Genomic DNA, 22,431 nt, shown 5'->3' with positions numbered 1-22,431 from the left:
TTACTTAAACCGAATTGAGTATGAAATATTTTTCCCTTCTATTGAGCCTGTTTTTGTGGTGTGGTTTGTTGATGGCTCAATCTGTTCCGCAATACTGGCGTGATATAGATGCGGCCTCTATCCAATTGCCTTCAACGGCTCAAGTAGGCTTGGCTACCAACAAATACCGTACCCTCAGCCTGGATTTGGCTGCCTTGCAGCAACTATTGCGCAATGCGCCACTGGAAGGTGTTAAAGGAGCATCCGTTTTGATTGCGCTCCCTTTGCCCGATGGCAAATATGCCAAGTTTTCTGTAGAAGAATCTCCAGTGATGATGCCTGGATTGGCTGCCAAATATCCTGGGATAAAAAGCTATTGTGGCAAAAGCTTGGACAATCAGGCCCTGAGCGTTCGGTTTGACCTGGGTGCGGGAGTACTGCATGCTGCGATCCATACGTTTGAAGGTACGGTTTACATCGATCCTTATTCCAACGTGGCAACAGGCCATTATTTTTCCTATTTCACCAAAGACCTGGATCTGCGTCAAACAGAAGTGGCTTCTTTAAGCTGCGGGATCAATACAACCGAGTTGGCAATGGAACCACCTAGCCGGGAGTCAAAAAACCTCACTCCTGCCTTGCAACTGCGGGGTGCGGCAACTCAGCCTTTGCGAACTTATCGATTGGCATTGGCTTGTACTGGCGAATATGCCCAGGCCAATGGCGGAACGGTAGTGAAAGTTTTGGCATCCATGAATACGGCCTTGAATCGGGTAAATCAGATCTTTATTCGGGAAACAGCTGTAAAGTTGATGCTTATTGATAAAAACGATACTTTGATTTTTTTAGACGCTGCCACTGATCCTTATAGTGAACCAGCGAGCGCCCCAACCTTGCTGGGTGTAAATCCAGGCGTCCTTAATGCCCGTATTGGTCTGAAAGGCTACGATATTGGTCATGTTTTTACCAGGGGTTGTACCAACAACATTGGGGGCATTGCCGCACCAGCTACTGTTTGTCTGGATACCAAGGGGCGAGGTGTAACCTGTTTTTATCGAACTGACATCAACTACATTGCAGTTTCTGTAATGGCGCATGAGATTGGGCACCAGTTCTCTTGCAAGCACAGTTGGAACAATTGCCCAGATTTTCAGGATCAACGAACCGCTGAAAGTGCTTATGAACCTGGTAGCGGAAGTACGATACTTTCCTATGCGGGGTCTTGCTCCAGCAACGATGTCACCGACAAGTCAGATGATTATTACGCAACCCGTTCATTGGAGGAATTCATTTCTTTTAGTCGGGAAAGAGAAGGCAACGGTTGTGCTACCCAAGTACCAACTCCTAACAATGCACCAAGTGTCAAGCTGAATTACCGTTCCAATATTGTGGTTCCGATGAAAACACCTATGCAACTGAACGCCATAGGTAAAGACCCTGATGGCGACGCCATTACGTATTGCTGGGAGCAGTTTGATCTGGGAGCGGATACTACACTAGGTCAGCCCAAAGGCAATAGCCCCATTTTTCGATCTTTCCCACCAGTGGCATCTGGTAGCCGTACCCTGCCCCAACTTTCAGATGTTATCAACAACATGAGCCGCAATACAGAAGTACTGCCTACTTACGCCCGCCAACTGACGTTTCGTTGTACCGTACGCGACAACAACCCTGCAGGCGGAGCAGTAGCATGGGAAACCCTGAAGATGCAAGTTACCGACAAAGCAGGTCCATTTTTGGTGAAAAGCCCCAACACCGGACAAGAGGTATGGAAAGCTGGCGATGATGTACCCATCACCTGGGATGTTGCCAATACCCACCTTGCTCCAGTCAATTGTCGTTTTGTCAACATTCGGCTTTCCGTAGATGGGGGCTTTTCTTTTCCCTTTTTACTGGCTGAAAATGCCGTGAATGATGGATCTGAGCAGGTTACTTTGCCCAATATGTCTTCCAATGAAGCCCGCATCAAGATTGAAGCAGTTGACAATGTCTTTTTTGACATGTCAAATCAGAGCTTCAAAATAATGACCAATCCTACATCTACATTTGCTTTGGCCGTTAGCCCATATAGTTTGCCTCTCAATTGTCAGCCTGCGGCAATTGAATACAAAATCAGCAATTTAACATTGGGTGGATTCAACAATCCAGTTAAACTGGACATCGTACCTGGCACTTTGCCTGCTGGAGTAACTGCCACTTTCAGCGCCAACAACCTGAAAGGCAATGAAACCAGTACGCTTCGCTTGAATCTTCAAAATGTACTCAGGGACACCATAGCGTTTAAATTGCGGGCGATTGCCCAAGGGGCAGATACGGTTTTGAGAACCTTGTCTCTGATTACCATTTCCAACGATTTTACAGCTTTGGCACTGAAAAACCCCACCAATGGTCAAACTGGTATCCAATTGTCCACGATCTTACGATGGAAAAAAAGCGATGCAGCCAGGACTTATTCAGTAGAATTATCAGAAAGTCCAAAGTTTGGAACCACCAATCTTGCTTCGGCTACAGGAGTAGCCGTGGATACGTTTAATCCAAATAAAATACTGAAAGACAATACCCTGCATTTTTGGCGGGTACGTCCTGAGAATGAATGTGGCCCGGGAGAATACACCGAACCCTTTGTGTTTCACACCAGTGTAACCGAATGCAAACGACAGTCTTCCACGGCAGCAGTGAATATTCCATCCCGCAATAACCCAACTATTGAATCGCGCATCAACATCACGGATAGTGGCAACATTGTAGACATCAATATTCCCAATATCGACATCGATTACCAAACGGTCAATTTGATCAAGGTAAGTTTGGTGAGTCCCAAAGGTACTGTAGTGGTATTGTATGATCAGGCTTGTACCGGGCGCACAGGCATCATGAAAGTGGGTTTTGACGATGAGGCACCTGGGGTCATCATTGCGGGTACGGGTACCTGCCCACCTGATGACGGGATTGTATTCAAACCGAAAGAGGCGCTTAAGATTTTGCAGGGAGAAAGCATTCAGGGCACCTGGATCTTGCGGGTACAGGTCATCAGATCAGAAGCAGGTACCGTTGGTGCACTCAATTCATGGATTATTGAATTCTGCTCCGTACTAAATGCCAGCAATCCTACGCTGCTTACCAATCGCAGCATCAAGGTAACCCGCAATGGCAACAAGGGCATTGCCAATAGTGATCTAAAAGCACAGGATGTGGACGCTACCCCGGCTCAGTTGCTCTATACGCTTACCCGTGTGTCTTTAAACGGCAATTTACGCCTGACCGATAAAATCCTGGAAATTGGGGATCAATTTACCCAGGCAGATATCGATGCGTTGCGCCTGAAATACACCCACAATGGCGGTACCGCTGCTACAGATTTTTTCTCCTTCGTTGTGCAGGATGGCAAAGGTGGGTTTTTGCCCATTACTCGATTCAATATTGAAATAGACCAGTCTACGGGTTTGGGCGAAGTGCCTTTGCCTTTTGCAGTGAAATTGTTTCCCAACCCTACCAGAGATTGGATTCAAATGGATCTTGAACAAAGCCTTCCCGCAGACGGGATTTTGCGAATCTTTAATTTCCAGGGACAATTGCTGTATCAACGGTCACTTGCCCAAGGGACTAAGAATCAAATAATTGATGCCCAAAAGTGGCCAACAGGAACCTACTTGTTGCACCTGCATTCAAACAAAGGCAGTTTAAGAAGACAATTTGAAGTGGTGAAATAGTATTGAAAAACGGAGGGGTTTATAGATGGATGCTCCGGTTTTGTCCGGCGATCAATCTATAAACCCTTCAACGTTTAAACTCTTCAACTTTTATTCGTATTTTATCGCCGAAATCTGTGCAACATACCTATGAAAATAAGAGTCGGCATTTTTTTTGGCGGTACATCCAGAGTGAAGGAACGCTCCTTCGATGTAGGACGAACTGCTTACAATTACCTGAACCGCAGTTGTTTTGAGCCTGTTCCCATCTTTGTGGACAGCCTGGAGAACATTATTCTCCTGAATTGGCAGAGCGTTTATCAGCCCAATATCCGGGATTTTTGCCCAGCTCCAGAACTTTGCCCCCCTTCAATCCACCAATTTCGGGTTTACATTGAAAGTCTGGGCAATCTCCCGCCGGAGGAACTTAATCGCCATTTTCAAAAAATGGGGAAAGCCATCAAAGCCTCCGAACTTCCAGAGTTGATCAATTTTGCATTTGTGGTGATGCCTGGCGAATTTGGGGCATTGCAAATGCGCCTGGAAGAATTGCGGATTCCCTATACCGGAAGCAACAGCACCTTGTGCGGAAAACTTACCGACCAAACCCAGGTGGTTGCGCTGTTGAAAGAAAAGGGCTTCAACACCCTCCGTCAACTGACCCTGAGCAGACAAGATTGGCTGGGAGGAGACGCCAATGAATTCTTAACCAGGGTCCACAACCAGGTTGGTTTCCCTGTAAATATCCGTTCTACCGCGCAGAGTGCAATTGAGCATCAAATCGAAGTTCGCGCAAACGATAATGCAGATTCTTTTCGCGAGGCGGTAGATGGCATTTTTGGTCGCGAAATCATTCGGGTAGGCGATTGGTTGTCGCACAGCGAATACGATCGTGTTGACCACATTCGCCTATTGATCAATGCCAACGACGGGCTGGGCTTCCCAATCAAGGTGGCCGCCAATGGGCAACAATATTCTATTTTTCATCCCGATGAGTTGCTCAAAAGCATGAATCGATTGGCTTCCGAAATTTTGGAAGAAAATGCCTTCATGGTTTTGGAAGGAGGTCAAAGTACCCCCAACATCAGCATACTGGAAAACCCGACCTGGCCTAAATTTTCTTGTCTGGTATTGGCCAAAGAAGATGGCAGCCCGGTAACATTGTTGCCAGAACCTGACGACGAGCAGAATGTGGCTCCGCAGCCGTTTACCCAGGTGCAATCGGCTTCTATCCGTAAGGTTTGTGAGCAATTGTTTTCCTCGCTGGGGCTTCAAGCATATGCAGGCATTCGGGGATACATTGATGAGCAGGCTACGGTGTACATCGATCAGGTTTTGCCCAACCCTGAGCCTTATTTGCCCACACAAATCTTGCATGCCGGAGCTGCAATCGGATTGAGCCCGTCGCAATTGTTGACTTATATGGTTCGGTCTTCTCTGCAAGCCCGGGCAAACGAACATCCCGAAGATGCGAGCTACCGCAGCCTTCTGAGTTACCTTGATAATTTGGTGCGCAATTGGAGGCCTGTGGAAGAGAAAAAAGTCAAGGTTGGCCTGTTTTATGGCGGTTATGGCATTGAGCGCAATTTGACCCTCCAAACCGCGCGCCACGTTTATGAGGTGCTTTCTGGTTCTGAAGAATATGACCCTATTCCGGTGTTGCTGACTGGCACTGCCCAACAGTGGGAATACTACCAAACTCCCGGAGCGATGCTTTTCTTGCCCGATGTGGATAGCATCGTGAAGGCATTGCAGAAAGCTCCAGCAGCCATGGAAGAGGTGGAAACACTGCGCAATCGCAGCGCGGATATTTTGGTCAAATACGCCAGCGGAAACGCAAATGCAATTGCTCAAAAGCGCAGCCTGGATGATTTGACCAGAATGATGGATCAGGCATTTATTGCTTTGCAAGGTCGACCTGGCGAGGATGGGCAACTCCAGCACGAGTTAGACATCCACAAAATTCCCTACAATGGGTCTGGTCCCAAAACTTCCCACATTGCTGTCAACAAAGTCCAGACCCTGGACGTTTGGCGGCGCAATGGTTTCTTGGGCCCTAACCAATTGGTGGTGAGCAAAAGGGCTTACGATTTGAGTGCAGAAGAAGCGTATCAAAAAATCGAAAGCCGACTGAGTTACCCCTTTGTTGCCAAACCCATTGACCAAAACGGCGGTATAGCCGTAAAAGTAATCCGCAACCGCACGGATTTGGATGCCTATCTGCGCATGATGTTTCGACCAGTAGGTGCAGATGGGGCAGAATATCGGAAAATACTCAAGCTAAAACCCAAAGCTGAATTCCCTTTTGCCGAAGAGGCTTTGCTGGAATCTTTAATTGGGCCTGAAGGAGCGCGACATTTCATGGAAATAACGGCCACCGTTTTGGCATCGCCTACGATGGAAGGCAGCATGAAGTATCAAATTTTTGACCTGGCTGAAGTTTTACCTGGTAAACCACTGTCTGCCATCCCTGCCCAATTTTCCAGAAATCCGCAAGAGCAGACTTTTCTCACCTCCCAGGTCAAAGCCGATTTTGAAAAAGCCATACGGATACTAGACATTATGGGATTGGCCACGATAGATGGTTTTGTGCGCATTTATGAAAATGCCAATCCTGAAATTATCCTTTTGGAGGCCAATACGCTTCCTCCCTTGCACTATGGCCGTGGAGTGATGCAGCAAAGTGGCTTTATGGGCATTACTCCTTATGCACAACTTGATCAATTGCTGTCCGAAAGCAGGCTATATGCCGAATTGATGCCTAAATTACTGGCCGAAGTGGTTACGGCGCCAAAGGTTACCATACCTATTGCGAGTATACCGACTGACCCCGTGGATGCCCCGGTGGTGGTTGCGCCAACGGTGGTCATTCCAGAAACTGGAAAATCGGTGCTTCCAGAGATACCAAGCTATGGTGTAGAAGCACGATTTAAAGAATTTCTCAACGATACAATCGGATTTTTTGTGTCCCAACTATTTATCAAAAACCTGTTGGCAATAGGGGCATTCCTCTTTTTGACCTTTTTTGCCATCACTACGGGTATGAAATTGTACACCCATCACGGGGAATCGCTCGAATTGCGCGACTTTAGAGGCATGAGCCTCGAGGAGGCCAAAGCCAAAGCCCGGGCAGCCAGTTTTCGCATTGTGGTCAATTCTACTCAGTTTGATCCCGACAAAGCACCGGGCATTATTCTGGATCAAGACCCCAAGCCACCTGCCCGCGTAAAAAACAGCCGCAATATCTACGTGGAAATTACCAGTGGAACTGCCCCTCCGGTAGATCTGCCTGATTTGGTGGGCAGAGATGAGGTGTCTGTATACATCAAGGCACTCAATCGCAAAGGTTTGAAAGTAGCCAAAATAGAGTATCAGTTTGACCGGATATTGGAAGAAAATACGGTGATGTTTTTGAAATACAATGGCCGTACAATTTCTGATGCCGAATTGAAGCGCGGCGTTAAAGTGCCCAAAGCCTCAAAAATTACCTTGGTCGTATCCGTGCGCAATACCGGTGACGTACCCATCCCGGATGTACTTTGCAAATCTTTTGACCAGGCTGAATTCATAGTGGGTAATAGTGGGGTTAAGCTGATCTTAGAGACCGACGACAACAATCCCGCGAGTCGACCTGTTGGATATTTCGTCTGGAAACAGGAGCCTGTTTTTTATCCCGATTCGACGATGAAATCGGGCGGTGAACTCAAATTGTACCTTACCCGCAAAAGGCCTGCGGACTGCCCAACGGAGAATCCGGTACCAGAAAGTGAATTTGAGAACCAATAATCGAAGATTTTATTTTAAATCTTTAAAAATGAATACATTTGCGGCGCAATTTTTGGAACAATATTTCACCATTAATTCTGTGCCATGTTAAGTTTGTTTGCCAAACGGGAAAGAATCACAAAAACTAGAATAATCATGGACATCAGCGTACAGGAGTTGAAAGAGAAGCTAGCACGACAGGATGATTTTGTACTCATCGACGTGCGTGAGCCATACGAACACGAAGAATTTAATGTAGGAGGAAACCTCATTCCCATGGGAAACTTCCCTATGGTGATCCCTACTTTGGTTAGTCACAAAGACGACGAGGTTGTGGTCTATTGCCGCTCAGGGCGTCGGAGTGCAAGTGTTCAACACCAACTGAAAGAAGCGGGCTTCAACAACGTTCGCAATCTGGAAGGGGGCATGTTGCAATGGATGGATGCTTTCGGCATGAGCAAGTAAAAAAATGGGGTAAGCATAAATTGTTTACCCCATTTTTTTGCCTGGATATTCTTACTGCCCTTTGTAGTGCCTTGGAGCTATTTGTTCAAATTAGCCAGGCAATCAGGGCAATTTAAAATGTGGATTGCAAATCACGCACAGCAAATTACCCCAAGGGTCTTTTACGGTGGCAACAATGATGCCATCACCCACATCATTTGGTGCCTCATAGTCAATTGCGCCGAGTTCGAGTAAGCGCGAATACATCGCATGGACATCGTCGACGCCCCAGTACGTTTGTACCCCTTCTCCAGAAATAGTGGCCTCTCCTTCCTCAGGTATTAGACCCAACTCATAGCCCTGAACATTGAATCCAACATAAAAAGGCTGGTCAAAGTAAGGCCCATAACCCAGTACTTCGGTGTACCAGGCCTTGCCCTGTTCAAGATTTGTTACTTTGTAAATGCAGGTGCGCAATCCTAGAAATGACATATGTTTCCGTTTTAGGTTTTCCGTTTTAGGTTTTCAGGGACGATGTACCCCTTTGATTAACCCCAAAGCATTCAGAATATCCGTGCTGTAAAACTCATCATCATTGGCGATCCAGATGATGCTCAAGTCTCGCTCCGGAAACCAGATCAGGTGCGCCATGAAACCGCCCTGGCTGCCCGTATGTCCAATGCTTTTATTGGTAGGCTCATTGGGTTTAGTTTCAATGAACCAGGAATACCCCAGGAAAGGAGAGTTTGTATTGCTCCAGTTGCCGGGCTTCCAAACGGTTTGGGATTTTTGGATGAGCGCACAATCTGCAAACAAGCAGTGTTGAAGCGCGTTCAGGTATTTTCTCAACTCATTGACCGATGACCAAACCCCACCATTTCCTGCTGCACAAAAAGTGGGATACTCCCCATAATCGTATTCTTCAAATTTTCCCTGGTAAAAACGGTAGCCATGCGACACCCCGTTTTCTGGAAAAGCGCCATCCGTAATAACGCTGTGCTGCATTCCAGCAGGTTTGAAGATGCGGGTGGTGATGAATTGCTGCCATTTTTGGCCACTCACTTGCTCGATAATCAAGGCAAGCCCGTTGAATGCAGGATTGGAGTATTCAAACTTGCTGCCCGGTTCGAAGCGGAGCGATTGCGCTTTTTTTAAAGGAGCGAAATTTTCTGCATCTTTTGCGGTGAGGTAGAAAACACTGTCTTGATCTACATTCCGAATATCCGGAAGCCCGGATGAATGAGTCAGCAGATGGCGGATAGTGATGTTTTTGACTACTTCAGGATACTCAAAATCGGGAAAATATTGGAGCAAGGGATCATCAAGTGAAAGCTTGCCTTCTTTTTCAAGCATTAAAATGCCGTATGCGACGAAAGTTTTGGAAATAGAGCCAAGATTGGCCAGGGTTTCAGGGCCAAATTTTTCTCCGGTTTTAAGATTGGCCAGGCCAAACGATTTTGCATAAAGCACCTTTTTACCTTGCTGGATGAAAAAACTTCCTCCGGGTTCATTGGGTTTGATGCGGGCCTGTAGCGTGGAATCGAGTCTATGTCCCAATTTTTGCCTGGAAATATTCTGACCATTTATTTGAGGGAAAAGAGAGCAACATAGCAATCCCAATAAAATCCAGCGCATACCGATAATAATTTAAAAGTGCAAACAAAAATAAACAATTCATTTTAAAATCACAAACTATTCTCTACACTATTTTGTAACCCCGATAGGGGCAAGACTCGTCTTACTTCATCTACAATGCATTATCTTTTCGCCTTCAAACCCATTGCCATGCTTCAAAACTACCTGACGATTGCCCTACGCAACTTGCGCAAACACAAAACTTTCAGTTTCATCAACATCATGGGGCTTGCCATTGGCATTTCAACCTGCTTGCTGATTTTACTGTGGGTGGTAGATGAATTGAGCTATGACCGCTGGAATGAAAATTTTGACCGCACCTACCGCGTTGCTGGAGAAGTAAAGTTTGGTGGAATCCACAATACTTTTGCGGTGGCACCATCTCCGCTTGCTTCTGCTTTGATCAATGATTTTCCAGAAATTGAAACTGCGGTTCGTTTCCGGGATCAGGGTACTTTTCTGATCAAAAGTGGCGTTCAAAATTTCAAGGAAAATCGGGTCGTTTTTGCAGATTCTACTCTTTTCAAGGTCTTTAGCTTGAAAATGATTCAAGGCAATCCCTCCGAAGCCTTGCGTGCACCTCAAACGATTGTGATCAGCCAATCCATGGCTAAAAAATACTTTCCCAACGGAAATCCCCTGGGGAAAGTGCTCACCTTTGACAACGATAAGCGGTACAATGTAACCGGGGTCATTGCAGACATGCCCCACAATTCCCATTTTAATTTTGACTTCTTTTGTTCGATGAGTACCCTGGAAGAATCCCGGCAACAGATTTGGCTCAGTTTTAATTTTCATACCTATTATGTGTTGCGCAAGGATGCGAATCCAGCGGCATTTGAGGCAAAACTGTTTCCACATTTGCTCAAAAAGTACCTCGACCCTCAACTGTTACAAATGATGGGGAAAAGCTACGCCGAATTGGAGAAGAGTGGCACCTTGCTGAAGTACCACATCCAACCATTGCGAGACATTCACCTCAAATCAGATTTGGATGTGGAATTGGCGCCCAATGGCAGCATCCAGTACGTGTGGATCTTTGGTTTGGCCGCTTTGTTCGTGCTGTTGATTGCGGTGGTCAATTTTATGAATTTGTCTACTGCCCGTTCGGCCTTGCGGGCGCGTGAGGTTGGGGTTCGCAAGGTAATGGGCTCGCAACGTTCAGCCTTGATAGGGCAGTTTTTGAGTGAATCGATGGTATTGACGGCTTTTGCGCTGTTTTTAGCCTTGTTGTTTAGCTGGGTGGCTTTGCCCTATTTTAGTCAGGTTGCGGGAAAAAAATTGCTTTTCCCCTGGGACAGTGGCGTATTTTGGAGCTCAATTTTAGCAGGTGGTTTTTTTGTGGGGCTGTTGGCCGGTTCTTATCCCGCTTTTTTCCTGTCTGGATTTCAACCGCTCAGTGTATTGAAAGGCAAATTTCTCGATTCCGTCAAAGGGCGCGGATTGCGCTCAGGGTTGATTGTTTTCCAGTTTTTGATCGCTATCTTTTTGATCTCTGCATCGATGGTTATACGGGGGCAATTGAATTTTATCCAGCACAAAAAACTCGGTTTTGACCGCGGCCAGGTTTTGATCATCAACGATGCCTATGGCCTGGAGCAAAATTTGGGTGCTTTTAAAAAAAACCTCAAAAACCTGCCTTTCGTTGAAAATGCGACCATCAGTGGATACCTTCCTATTGCCTCCAACCGCTCTGATGGCTCGGTTTGCTCTACACCCAACATCAGAGAAGAAAGTTGTCAAATTATCCAGCAATGGAATGTTGACGAAGATTATGTTCCTACCCTGGGCATGGAGATCACCGCTGGCCGAAACTTTTCAAAAGATATGCCGGGAGATTCAAGCAATGTTGTGCTCAATGAAAAAGCAGCCAAAGGTTTCTTTGGCCAAGAAGATCCTTTGGGCAAGTCAATCTACGTGCAAACAGACATGAACGCGGAAGGGAAACTCAATCACAAAAGGCTGACCGTAATAGGCGTAGTAAAAGATTTTCACTTCGAATCGCTGAGACAAAACATTGATGGACTTTGTTTGATTTTGAAACGCAATGCGGGCAATCTCTCAATCAAATTATCCAGCACAGATTTGCCTGCTGCCTTGCAACGCATCGAGCAGGAATGGAAAAAAATGGCTCCGGCCACGCCTTTTTCCTGGAAATTCATGGATGATGGCTTTGATGAAATGTACCGGGCCGAGATTCGGATTGGCAGTATTTTTTCGATTTTCACCATCTTGAGTTTAATGGTTGCTTGTCTTGGGTTGCTTGGGCTTGCTGCATTTACCGCCGAGCGCCGCACCAAAGAAATCGGAATCCGCAAGATATTGGGCGCTACCACTCAAAGCATCATTGCAATGCTGTCCAAAGAAATTCTTCGCCTGGTCATCCTTGCTTTTGCCATTGCGACACCATTGGCGTGGTGGGGCGCAAACCAGTGGTTGCACAATTTTGCCTACCGCATTCCGGTTCCCTGGTGGGGATTTTTGAGTGCAGGGCTATTGGCTATTTTGGTTGCCTTATTGACCGTTGTTTTCCAAAGCGTCAAAAGTGCACGAATGGAGCCAGTTGAATCGTTGAAATCGGAGTAATTGGATCCAGCACTTAAGGTGTGCTTTGCTGCAGTGAAGCTAAAAAAGAAAAAGGTGAAAGTATGGCAATGGCCTGCTTTCACCTTTTTTGTCCTAAATTATTAGTTATGCAGTTTTAGAACGGATATAGCTCTGCGATTTATTGCCAAAACAGGCATTTTTCTACCTTCTTTTAAATTTTAAACTAAGCCAAAGAAAATTTTTGTTGCTTCTATCCCTTTTCAATGAATAATAGAAGCCAAATTGGGCAAAATGGAGAATTAAATTCCAAAACTCCGCCAATATTAACCATAAAATACAAGTGGGGTATAATTCGGGGTAATATAGCATCGGAATAGATCAATTTTGACGTAGCACGGCGACCTCAAGTGGCGTAATTTTGCCTATGTAAGCACCCACACACAGATTCTTGATTTAACCCAAACATTTAGTAAACACAAAAACTGTTGTTATGAAGGATTTTTTGAAAACAATCACCCGTCTTGCCCTGCTTTTGGTTTTGTTTGTATTTCCTAAAGCTACGCAAGCCATGGACGACATCCCTTTCATCTCTATCAACTCAGTTGGTACCGAGAAAAAAGTGAGTCTGGTTCTGAAAAACCTCAAGACACCTACCTTAATTCGCTTGGAAAGCGCGCTGGAAGGAGTTTTGTTGGAGGAAGAAATCACCAATGAAGAATATGCCAAGGTATTTAACTTGAACGAACTGTCCGCTGGCAATTACAAATTGGTGGTAACTACTGGAATTCGAGAAACAGAACAGCCTCTGTCCATCACCAGAACAGGCCTGAGCTTGAACATCAATGACCGCAAAGAATTTTTTGCACCAGTGATCAAAGCTTCTGGACAATTGGTTGATGTCAGCTTGCTAAACAACCACTTAACTTCAATGACACTTAAAATCGAAGACCTAGATGGAAATCTGGTATTCGATGACGAAGTTCAAAATGTAGTTAAAGTTGAAAAACGCTACAACCTGAGCAAATTGCCTGCTGGTCAATACACTGTGACTCTGACCGTAGGAGAAAAGGTTTACAGCAAAACAATTCGCAAATAATTAATATTGCGTACACATATAGATTTTATCTTTGGGGCATCAGATCAGTACATTTTTCCCCAGAATCTATATAAAAGAGCTTGCGATCTGATGTAGGTTACGGAAGCTGCAATCTTCGGATTGTGGCTTTTCTTTTTTTAGGGATTTCTGTTACCTTTGCCGGCGAATAAACTGATAATCCTATGATCAAAAAGTTTGCATTTAGCCTGCTGCTATTGGCTGCTCTGACGGCTTGTAAAAACGACAAAACGGCAACAGACGCTGCTCAACAAGATCTGCCTGCTGAGACAACAGTTCAGCCGGTTGTACCCAAAGAGGAAGCTTATCAAAAAGCATCCCAAGTCCAGGAATTGCTTGGTACTTTTGCCTCTTCCAATTATCCCGATAAGGGAATTTGGAAAAAAGTAACCATCTCCTACATTGCTGGCGACAAAGTCAAAGTGGAGATTACCGGAAACACACTTGAAAATGGCAAACCATCCTGTGCCATGCGGGATATTGGTACTTTCAAGAACGGTCGAATTGAAATTCCAGTTGAAAAAAAGGAAGACATGGCCGATGCAGACCGCACTTTGATGCTGCTGGAACTGAAAGACAAAGACAATTTGGCACTGCGTTCCAAAGGAACCCGCGAACAGTATTGGATAGTACTTTCGTTGTTCTGTAATGCTTCTACAACTTTGGCCGACAATTACGCTCGCGTCACAGAGTAACCTTCTAAATATATGGTACAAAAAGGGCTTCCGATCATTGGTCAGAAGCCCTTTTTGTATTTCATAAAGTGAGTGTTTATGGTACTCTGCTCCTAAATAGAGTTACATTAAAATATTCAATGTCAGGTAATTATGACTGTTTTTTTTATTTTATTGAAAAAACTGAGGAGGAATTTAACGAATTTTAATGGTAGTGTCTCACCCATCATGCAGCCCTACTTTTGAATCATGATTTTTGATAAAAGAGGATCATTGTTTACAAAGGGTGATTAGCAAGACTGGGAGAGGGGAGCAAATGAGCTGCACTCTCCCCTGCTTTCAACTTTTGGTCCAATTGTCGGAAAATCTATTGATTCAAGAAAGGTTGTGTAATTATAGTTTGTAAGGTAAATGTACCGGCCCGTCTTTGATGGGCCTTTTTTATGGGGTGATATAAAAATAAATATTCATTTTGCCAAAGGATTAGATGAGTAAACGATTCATTTTAAGTAACTCATCTAATCCTTTGGCTCAAAAAAAATGAACATTTATTTTTGCCCCACTGCTATGATTTCTTTTTTAAAAAAAAATGTGCATTTTTGAATCCTGATTGCAAACCATTCCAACCTTTTTGCTTACCATTTAGATGATTTCCATTGGTGATCTACCTGCTGTAGACATGGCTTTATTTTATTCAATACCAAGGAAGTATGGAGATTATTCGCGATTTGGTTGATCTGGTCAGCCGCAACAAACTTAAATCTGTTGAACTATTAGGGCAAGCAGAAAAGGGACGCATTTCGATGGTCAATAGCCTCTATTTCAAAATTGCATCGGGGGAATTTTTGTCTGATGAGGAGGCTGCGCAGTATTATTTTGGTGCTTCACCCGCCGACAACGGTTACCGTAAGCTCAAGAACCGACTCAAAAACCGTTTGATCAATGCAGTATTTTTTATCGATACCAAGCAGGCGGGGTACACAGATTGGGATCGAGCCTACATCACCTGCTGCAAAGAGTGGGCTGCGGTAAAGATATTACTCAATCGGGGTGCGAGCAAAATTGCCATTGATCTGGCACTCAAAATTTTCAAGCATGCCCAGCACTTTCAGTTTTCTGAGCTGCTGGTCAACATCAGCAAAATGCTCCGGCTTTATTATTCTACTAGACAACCGGATGCCCGCAAACTTAAATACTACGACGAATTACATGCGACCTATGTAAAACTTTGGCAGAGTGAAAACCTGGCGGAAGATTTATACATCAAATTGGTTTACAGTCATTTATTTGACAAAAATCAAGCTACTCCAGGCCCTTCTATGGCCAAGGCATATTACGAGCAGTTACAGCCACTCATGGCCGAACAACGGTCTTACCATTTTTTACGGCATGTGTATTTGCTCAAAATCGCTGCATTAATGAGCGAAGGCAATTTTATCGAAACAGCGATAGCTTGTGAAGAAGCAATTACCGCATTGGGGGAGATGGAGTTTTTGGCCCCGCAGGCTTTGTTGACTTTTTTATACCAAAAACTGGTTTGTCACATTCAACTAAAGGATTACCCCGCCGGGCGTTGTGTCGTAGAGCGGGCACTGGAGCTGGAACGCGAGGGGTCATACAACTGGTACAAAAACCGGGAGCTCTGCCTATTGTTGGCGCTGCATACGCGCAATTATCAGGAAGCTTTTAGTATTTGGCAGCAAGCCAGTCAACATCCTTCCTTCAAGCAATTGGGTCAACGTCCAGACGAGCAATGGAAAATTTACGAAGCCTGGCTGCACTTCCTGATTTTTATTGGAAAGCTTTCACCTCCTCAAGAAGGCAGCAGCAGCAAATTCCGCATCAATAAATTCCTAAACGAAGTACCCACTTTCTCAAAAGACAAGCGAGGAATGAATATCCCCATTTTGATCATTCAGATCTTGTTCATCATCGCCCAAAAACGCTACGATTTGGTGATCAGCCGCATGGAAGCCATTGATCGATATTGCAGCAGGTACCTGAAACACGATGAAAATTACCGCAGCAATGTGTTCATCCGCTTGCTGCTACAGATTCCCAAAGCCCATTTTCACCCCAAAACGGTGCTTGAACGGGCAGATCGGTATCTGAATTTATTGCACCAAAACCCCTTGCAAATCAGTCCTCAAGGCCATGAAATTGAAATCATTCCTTTTGAGGATTTGTGGGAAATGACCTTGGAGGGATTGGGGAAAAGAAAGTATTAGGGTTTTGGGTTACACACGCATTTTTTGACCCTGACTTATGTTTGGAACAAAAATGTGGGTAACCCAAAACCCCCAAACCCCTTATTTCATCCCTGGAACGCCGGTAGGCCGATCTACCTTCCATTCAGGGCCAGGAGCAGCTTGCACCCGAGGATATACTTCATTCAGCGAATCGCCTTCGTACATGCGGCCATTTTTCATCACATACTTGATGGAATTGGTGTTGCGGATGTTTTCCAGCGGGTTTTTATCCATAATCAGCAAATCGGCGAGTTTGCCTGGCTCCAGAGAGCCTAGGTCTTTGCTAAGGCCAATGGCTTGTGCACCTAATGTGGTAGCAACCTTCAGTGCATCGTGGTTTTTCATGCCACCCGATTGTACTGCCCACAACTCCCAGTGGTATCCCAACCCTTGCAATTGACCATGAGAACCAACGCCTGCAATGCCTCCTGCTTCTACCAAGGCTTTGGCAAACTCGGCATGGCGGCGGAAGATGTGCTCTTCTGGCAAAAACCATCCTGGTCTGCGGCGGGCTTTTTCGTCCAACTCCGTCTTGGGTGTGAAGTGGTTCAGCTTGGCGTCACCCACCACATTTTCAGTAGCGTAGTAAAAGTTTTCAGCCCAGGGACCGCCATAAGCCACCAACAAAGTTGGGGTATACGACATTTTTGACTCGGCCACTACTTTGATCACATCTTTGTAAATCGGATAAATCGGGAATGCATGTTCGTGCCCGGAATACCCATCTAAAAGCTGAGTCATGTTGAGTTTGAAATCCAGTCCACCCTCAGTAGTCGGCATCAGTCCTTGCTCCTTGGCCGCCTGGATGATCCATTGGCGGTGCTGACGGTTGCCCGTCAGGTACATTTTGATGGTCTTGGTGTTGTAGTACTCGGAGTATTGCTTCAGCACATTGCGGGTTTGCTCCAGGCTTTCGAGGCGGTAAGCCCAAAAACCTACCCCAGGTCCAGTCGAATAAATGCGTGGTCCGAGGATTTGGCCACTTTCCACCATGTCGCCATAGGTCAGTACATCTGTGGTTGCGGTTTGAGGGTCGCGGGTGGTGGTTACGCCGTAAGCGAGGTTGGCATTGTACATCCAGGCCTGGCTTTTGTGCAAGCCCCAGTAGGGCCACATGTGGGCGTGGGTATCCACAAAACCGGGCACGATGGTTTTGCCCGTCATGTCCATCACTTTCGCGCCAGTAGGAACCTTGATTGATCCGGCTTTGCCTACGGATTTGATGCGGTTGTTTTCGATGAGGAGGTCACCTTTTTCGAATACTTCATCGCCTTTCATCGTAATGATGCGGGCGTTGCGCAACAGGACCACTCCGGTAGGTACGTCGCGGGGTACGGTTACTTTGACCCTGATCTCGCCAGCCTTGTAATTTTTGTCTTCTTCCTTCTTCTCTTCAGGTTTCTTTTCGTCTTTTTTCTCCTCAGGCTTTTTGCCTTCCGCCTCTGCTTTGGCTTTCTCTTTGTCTTTGGCTTTTTTCTCGGCTTTCAGTTGCTCTTCTACCACTTTAGCCTGCTCAATGTCGTAAGAGAAATAAGCGTTGCCGATCGACCAATTGACTCGCTTGGCGTCTGTAGTCCAATGTGGAAATTGGCCGCCGATGGTGGTCAGTTTGCGGGCAGGGAACTGTGCATTTTCCGCTTTGGCTACCGAAATATTGGGCACTTCGCCACCCGTTTTGGGTACGGTTACCACATAAATCTCGTTGTTGATTTGCACCAATGCCTGATCTCCTTCCGGAGCCATCGTAATCAATTCTGCTTTGGAAGGTTGAGGAGTAGGCTCGGTTTCGCTATTGACCAGCATACAATTGTCTCCTCCCAATTCGGCAGGAAACGTGGTAATGCCGCTTACTTTGAGGTGGATTTTTTCATCGGTACCGTCCCAACGGATTGAAACCAAACCTTTGTCGCCGCTAAAAAGGTAAATGCGCTCATCGCTTTTGACAAAATGCGGATTGCCCCGGCCATTGGATTTCTCGATGCGGGTGATATCGCCGCCATCTGCACTGATCCAGGCCAGGCTTTCATTGTTGCTGAAAAAAGCAGGGCTGTAGGAATCTTCAAACACTTGAGCTGGACTGTAATTGAACACAATCCGATTGGTTTTGGCATCCCAACCCAGATCGTAATAGGTTGCCCCGGTTTTGGTCAGTTTGGTTGTTGCTCCAGTCCCCAGGTTAACTTTGTAAATGTTGCCCTCTTTGCCTTCCCAACTTACGTAAGCAATGCTCTTGCCGTCGGGTGACCATACCGGCATGGCCTCGGTATAATTGGTTTTGGTCAATCGATTGGCCGTACCATTCGGATAATCCATGACGTACAAACGGTTGAGTACGGTAAAGGTCAATTTGCTGCCATCAGGAGAAATTTTTGGATCGCGGATTTGATTGGCAATCATGGTTTTTTCATCCGAAATAGGGAAGTCGAACTTGACCGCTGGCCCCATTTCCAATTCAACATCAACGTCAAAAGGAACATTGGTAGCTGCTCCGCCATCGATGGGGAGTTTCCAGATTTTACCGCCATAAGAGGCGATCAAGAATTTACTATCCGGCGTAAAAGACATGGCCGGATATACGCCAAGTGGCGCAATCGACTCTTGTTCATCGCGTTGTACGGGATAAGCCAACCAGGCTTCCTCTCCCGTTTGCAAATTGCGCTTGACCAGGCCGGTTTGTTCATTGTACCGGGAGCCAAACACCAGCCATTTGCCATCGGCAGAAAGGGTAGGGGAAAAGGCAGAACCCACCCGATCGCTGCGGGTTTCCAACTGACCGGTTTCCCGATCGTAAGTGGCCAGTTGATACTGGGGCAAAATGGCGTTGTAGTTCCAGGCACCATTGCGACGGGCAAACCAGATGTAGCGGCTGTCTTTGCCGAAGGCTGGCTCTACACATTTGAGGTTGTCGGGTGCTTTGATCAATTGGGAACCGCCACCGCCGTCTTTGTGAAACATAAACAGCTTGAGGTTGCGCCCGCCTTTGGATACGATCAGGTAATTGCCATCGGGTGTCCACTCGGCAGATTGTACGTGCTGGTCATTGTCTTTGGTGATTTGCACGGTGTCTTGCTTTTCAAAATCAATGTACCAGACGTTTTCTGAGCCACTTTTGTCGGAGGTGAAGGCAAGTTTTTTGCCATCTGGGCTCCATTTGGGGTGGGTATCGTAAGCCATCCCGTTGGTCAGTTGTTTGGCTTTGCCCCCTGCAACCGGGATGCTGTAAATGTCGCCCATCAGGTCGAAGGCAATGGTTTGCCCATCCGGGCTGACGTCCAATGACATCCAGGTGCCTTCATTTACCTGGAGTTTGACTTTGCGGCCAGGTTCGAGTGGCAAGGGCTTTTTGGAGTCTTTTTTGACCGCCACTTTGATGGAGTCTTTTTTGGGTGCTGGATCTTGAGCTTGCAGGGTTAGTGCACTGCAGAAGCTGAACAACAGCATAAAAATTGAAAATCGGGTGAAAAAATTTGGTTTCATGACTTGCTAAGTGTGGTTAAATGAGATAAAAGTTAAAATTAGGCAAAGAAAATTTTTTTCAAAGTTTTTATGCATTTCATCGCTTCAATTGCATCTATAGTGAAAAACCTATCCAACATGATCAACAAAATCTTTATCCTAGCTTTATCAAGTTTTCTTTTTGCGTTTGGAACAGCCTCTGAAACTGGCAAACCATTCGAAATCAAAGGAAAAGTTGTCGATGATTCAGGTTCTCCATTGATTGGAGCCAGTATTTTGGTCAAAGGCACTCCCAACGGATCGATAAGTGACGTAGACGGCAAATTCAACTTAATGGTATCGGATTCCTGTGTTGTGCTGGTTGTATCCTACACAGGCTTCACTACTACGGAGAAGCCTGCTTGTGCTGGAAATGAAATTCAGGTTACTTTAGGGGCTAGTCATGCTTTATCAGAATTAGTAGTCACAAGTTCTGGGAGAAAAAATTCTCCTATAAAAATTCGTGGTATAAATTCACGGGCAAAGCATGATGAAATGATTAATGCTACGCCGAGTTATATGGGCAATGCCAAAATAATGTCTCCCCAACCCGACTTCAACACCGAAGACTACGACCGCATTCAGGAAAACCGCTTTCACCGGGCTACTCAAGAACCACAATCTACTTTTTCAATCGATGTAGATGCCGCCAGTTACACCAATTTGCGCCGTCACATCAACAATGGTCAACGCCCGCCAGAAGATGCAGTGCGCATCGAAGAAATGATTAATTACTTTGATTACGATTATCCCGAACCAACAGGAAAACATCCTTTCTCGATCACTACCGAGGTCAGCGATTGTCCCTGGGAATCCAAGCACCGCCTGGTACACATTGGCCTGCAAGGCAAGCATACACCCACTGAAAACCTGCCTGCGGCAAACCTTGTCTTTTTGGTTGACGTATCTGGGAGCATGAATGTGGCCAACAAATTGCCATTGGTACAGTCTTCCTTCAAACTATTGGCTGATCAACTGCGCCCACAAGATCGGGTAGCCATTGTAGTTTACGCCGGAGCCGCCGGATTGGTGCTGGAGCCAACCACCGGCAACAACAAAACCAAGATCAAGGAAGCCATTGACAAACTGGAAGCTGGCGGCTCAACCGCCGGAGGTGAAGGCATTCGCCTGGCCTACAAAACCGCCAAAGAACACTTCATCAAAGGAGGCAACAACCGGGTCATTCTGGCTACCGATGGCGACTTTAACGTCGGCGTCAGCAGCGATGCCGAGATGGTACAGATTGTGGAGGAAGAACGCAAAAGTGGGGTATACCTCACCGTATTGGGCTACGGCATGGGCAACTACAAAGACAACAAGATGCAGAAAATGGCCGATTCCGGCAACGGTAACCATGCCTACATCGATAACCTGGACGAAGCGCGTCGGGTACTGGTGAGCGAATTTGGGGGCACCATGTACACCATTGCCAAAGATGTAAAGCTGCAACTGGAATTCAATCCCGCCGTAGTACAAGGCTATCGCCTGATCGGTTACGAAAACCGGGTATTGAACAACGAAGACTTCGACGACGATAAAAAAGATGCCGGCGAATTGGGCGCAGGCCATACGGTCACCGCATTGTACGAAATCATCCCGGTTGGAATAGACAGCAAATTCCTGGTGGCCGACAAGGAACTGAAGTACCAGGAACGGGATCTCAAACCCAATGCCACCCGCTCCAATGAATTGCTGACCGTTAAATTCCGCTACAAAGCGCCCGACGCAGACAATAGCCAGCTCATGGAAGAGGTGGTGATGGATAAAAATGTAAGCATTGCCAAATCCAGCGACAATTTCCGTTGGTCTGCTGCAGTCGCTTCCTTTGGCATGCTGCTGCGCAACTCCGAATTCAAAGGCGAAGCTACCTACGAGCTGTGCAAAAAACTGGCCGCCGAAGCCCGTGGCAAAGACAACGAAGGCTACCGCGCCGAAATGATTCGCTTGATGGAAACGGTAAGTTTGATGAAGTAGTCGGGTATCAGCGGTCAGCAATCAGCAGTCAGCCTTCAGCAAATCAGTGGTTAGCTGAAGGCTGATCGCTGATTGCTGAAAAAAGTATTTGTTTGTGGATTGAATAGAGATTGTATTTTTGTGCCAAAAAAGGCTAACTTTGAAGGAAAGAATAGTTGACCATGGCAAGAGATAAATACCATGCAATCGTCAGAAAAATTTTAGAGGAAGAAGGTTGGAAAATTACTCATCGCTCAACTCTACGACCTAAAAATGCTTATTTTTGATGAAAAATCTCAAACCATCAACGAATGGAAAAGATAAATCAACATAAATCGATCGTCAAACAAGTTGTCGAGGAAATCTATGCCATGATACCTGCTGACGAACAAATCGAAACCCAACTCATCGAAGATGACACCAGAGGACACTATATCCTCGCCGCAGTGGGATGGCTAAATGATACCTACCGAGAACTCAACACTTTTATCCATTTGGATGTAAAACCTGATGGAAAGGTATGGATACAACACGATGGTACCGATCAAAAAATCGCTTTGATGCTCATTGAAAAAGGCATCGATAAATCAGACATCGTTTTGGCTTTTCATGCGCCCCATCGTCGGGAAATGATTGCCGAATTTGCACAGGGCTAGCCACTTTTCCAACTCCATGAACATCAAAATCATCTCTGCCGGTGCCGGTTCCGGCAAAACCTACCGCCTTACCCAGGAAATGGTTCGCCTGATGCGCGAAGGCGTGCGCGCAGGAGGCATCATCGCCACTACCTTTACCAAAAAAGCAGCCGCTGAATTACAGGAACGCGTGCGGGTCAAACTCCTTTCGGAAGGACTGACCGAGCAAGCCGAAGACCTCACCAATGCCCT

At 46.0% G+C, this 22,431-nt stretch carries 13 protein-coding genes; 10 read left to right on the top strand and 3 right to left on the bottom strand.

Going from position 1 to position 22,431, the window contains the following annotated elements; genetic code table 11:
- Nucleotides 1-20 precede the first annotated feature (20 nt).
- The 3 genes from ABW391_RS02380 to ABW391_RS02370 all read left to right on the top strand — a co-directional run bounded on the left by ABW391_RS02380 (nt 21) and on the right by ABW391_RS02370 (nt 7,898).
- Nucleotides 21-3,689 carry a reprolysin-like metallopeptidase gene (locus tag ABW391_RS02380; protein ID WP_353480217.1) on the top strand — a complete coding sequence of 1,223 codons (3,669 nt, stop codon included), beginning with the start codon at nt 21-23 and terminating at the stop codon, nt 3,687-3,689.
- Nucleotides 3,690-3,818: 129 nt separating this feature from the next.
- Nucleotides 3,819-7,454: a PASTA domain-containing protein gene (locus ABW391_RS02375; RefSeq protein ID WP_353480216.1), complete on the top strand. Its 3,636-nt coding sequence runs from the start codon at nt 3,819-3,821 to the stop codon at nt 7,452-7,454.
- A 135-nt stretch (nt 7,455-7,589) separates the two neighbouring features.
- Entirely contained in the window at nt 7,590-7,898 is a 309-nt protein-coding gene (locus tag ABW391_RS02370) for a rhodanese-like domain-containing protein (protein ID WP_353480215.1), read from the top strand.
- Between the two features lie 102 nt (nt 7,899-8,000).
- Here the strand turns inward: ABW391_RS02370 and ABW391_RS02365 are convergent, their stop codons facing one another.
- Nucleotides 8,001-8,369: a VOC family protein gene (locus ABW391_RS02365; protein ID WP_353480214.1), complete on the bottom strand. Its 369-nt coding sequence runs from the start codon at nt 8,367-8,369 to the stop codon at nt 8,001-8,003.
- Between the two features lie 33 nt (nt 8,370-8,402).
- Nucleotides 8,403-9,512, bottom strand: coding sequence for a serine hydrolase domain-containing protein (locus tag ABW391_RS02360; protein ID WP_353480213.1), 1,110 nt, complete (start codon nt 9,510-9,512; stop codon nt 8,403-8,405).
- Nucleotides 9,513-9,662: 150 nt separating this feature from the next.
- Here ABW391_RS02360 and ABW391_RS02355 point away from each other — a divergent pair, with 150 nt between their 5' ends.
- From ABW391_RS02355 to ABW391_RS02340, 4 genes are all read left to right on the top strand, one after another.
- Nucleotides 9,663-12,098 carry an ABC transporter permease gene (locus tag ABW391_RS02355; protein WP_353480212.1) on the top strand — a complete coding sequence of 812 codons (2,436 nt, stop codon included), beginning with the start codon at nt 9,663-9,665 and terminating at the stop codon, nt 12,096-12,098.
- 451 nt (nt 12,099-12,549) lie between these two features.
- Nucleotides 12,550-13,155: a T9SS type A sorting domain-containing protein gene (locus ABW391_RS02350; RefSeq protein ID WP_353480211.1), complete on the top strand. Its 606-nt coding sequence runs from the start codon at nt 12,550-12,552 to the stop codon at nt 13,153-13,155.
- Nucleotides 13,156-13,337: 182 nt separating this feature from the next.
- A complete protein-coding gene (locus ABW391_RS02345) occupies nt 13,338-13,868 on the top strand; it encodes a hypothetical protein (RefSeq protein ID WP_353480210.1) in 531 nt (176 codons plus the stop codon).
- Between the two features lie 689 nt (nt 13,869-14,557).
- On the top strand, nt 14,558-16,075 hold the full coding sequence (locus ABW391_RS02340) for a hypothetical protein (RefSeq protein ID WP_353480209.1): 1,518 nt from the start codon (nt 14,558-14,560) through the stop codon (nt 16,073-16,075).
- A gap of 81 nt (nt 16,076-16,156) precedes the next feature.
- Here ABW391_RS02340 and ABW391_RS02335 read toward each other — a convergent pair whose 3' ends face one another.
- On the bottom strand, nt 16,157-19,573 hold the full coding sequence (locus tag ABW391_RS02335) for an amidohydrolase family protein (protein WP_353480208.1): 3,417 nt from the start codon (nt 19,571-19,573) through the stop codon (nt 16,157-16,159).
- A 117-nt stretch (nt 19,574-19,690) separates the two neighbouring features.
- On the opposite strand from ABW391_RS02335, the gene ABW391_RS02330 reads away from it, so the two are divergent.
- From ABW391_RS02330 to ABW391_RS02320, 3 genes are all read left to right on the top strand, one after another.
- A complete protein-coding gene (locus ABW391_RS02330) occupies nt 19,691-21,565 on the top strand; it encodes a vWA domain-containing protein (protein ID WP_353480207.1) in 1,875 nt (624 codons plus the stop codon).
- A gap of 290 nt (nt 21,566-21,855) precedes the next feature.
- Nucleotides 21,856-22,200: a XisI protein gene (locus tag ABW391_RS02325; RefSeq protein WP_353480206.1), complete on the top strand. Its 345-nt coding sequence runs from the start codon at nt 21,856-21,858 to the stop codon at nt 22,198-22,200.
- A gap of 16 nt (nt 22,201-22,216) precedes the next feature.
- Nucleotides 22,217-22,431 (top strand): UvrD-helicase domain-containing protein (locus ABW391_RS02320; RefSeq protein WP_353480205.1); only part of this gene is annotated, 215 nt, incomplete at its 3' end.

It is taken from the genome of Haliscomenobacter sp. (genome assembly GCF_040403615.1).
Lineage (GTDB): Bacteria > Bacteroidota > Bacteroidia > Chitinophagales > Saprospiraceae > Haliscomenobacter.
Note: the sequence above shows the minus strand (reverse complement) of the source record. Positions and strands in the feature narration are given on the sequence as shown.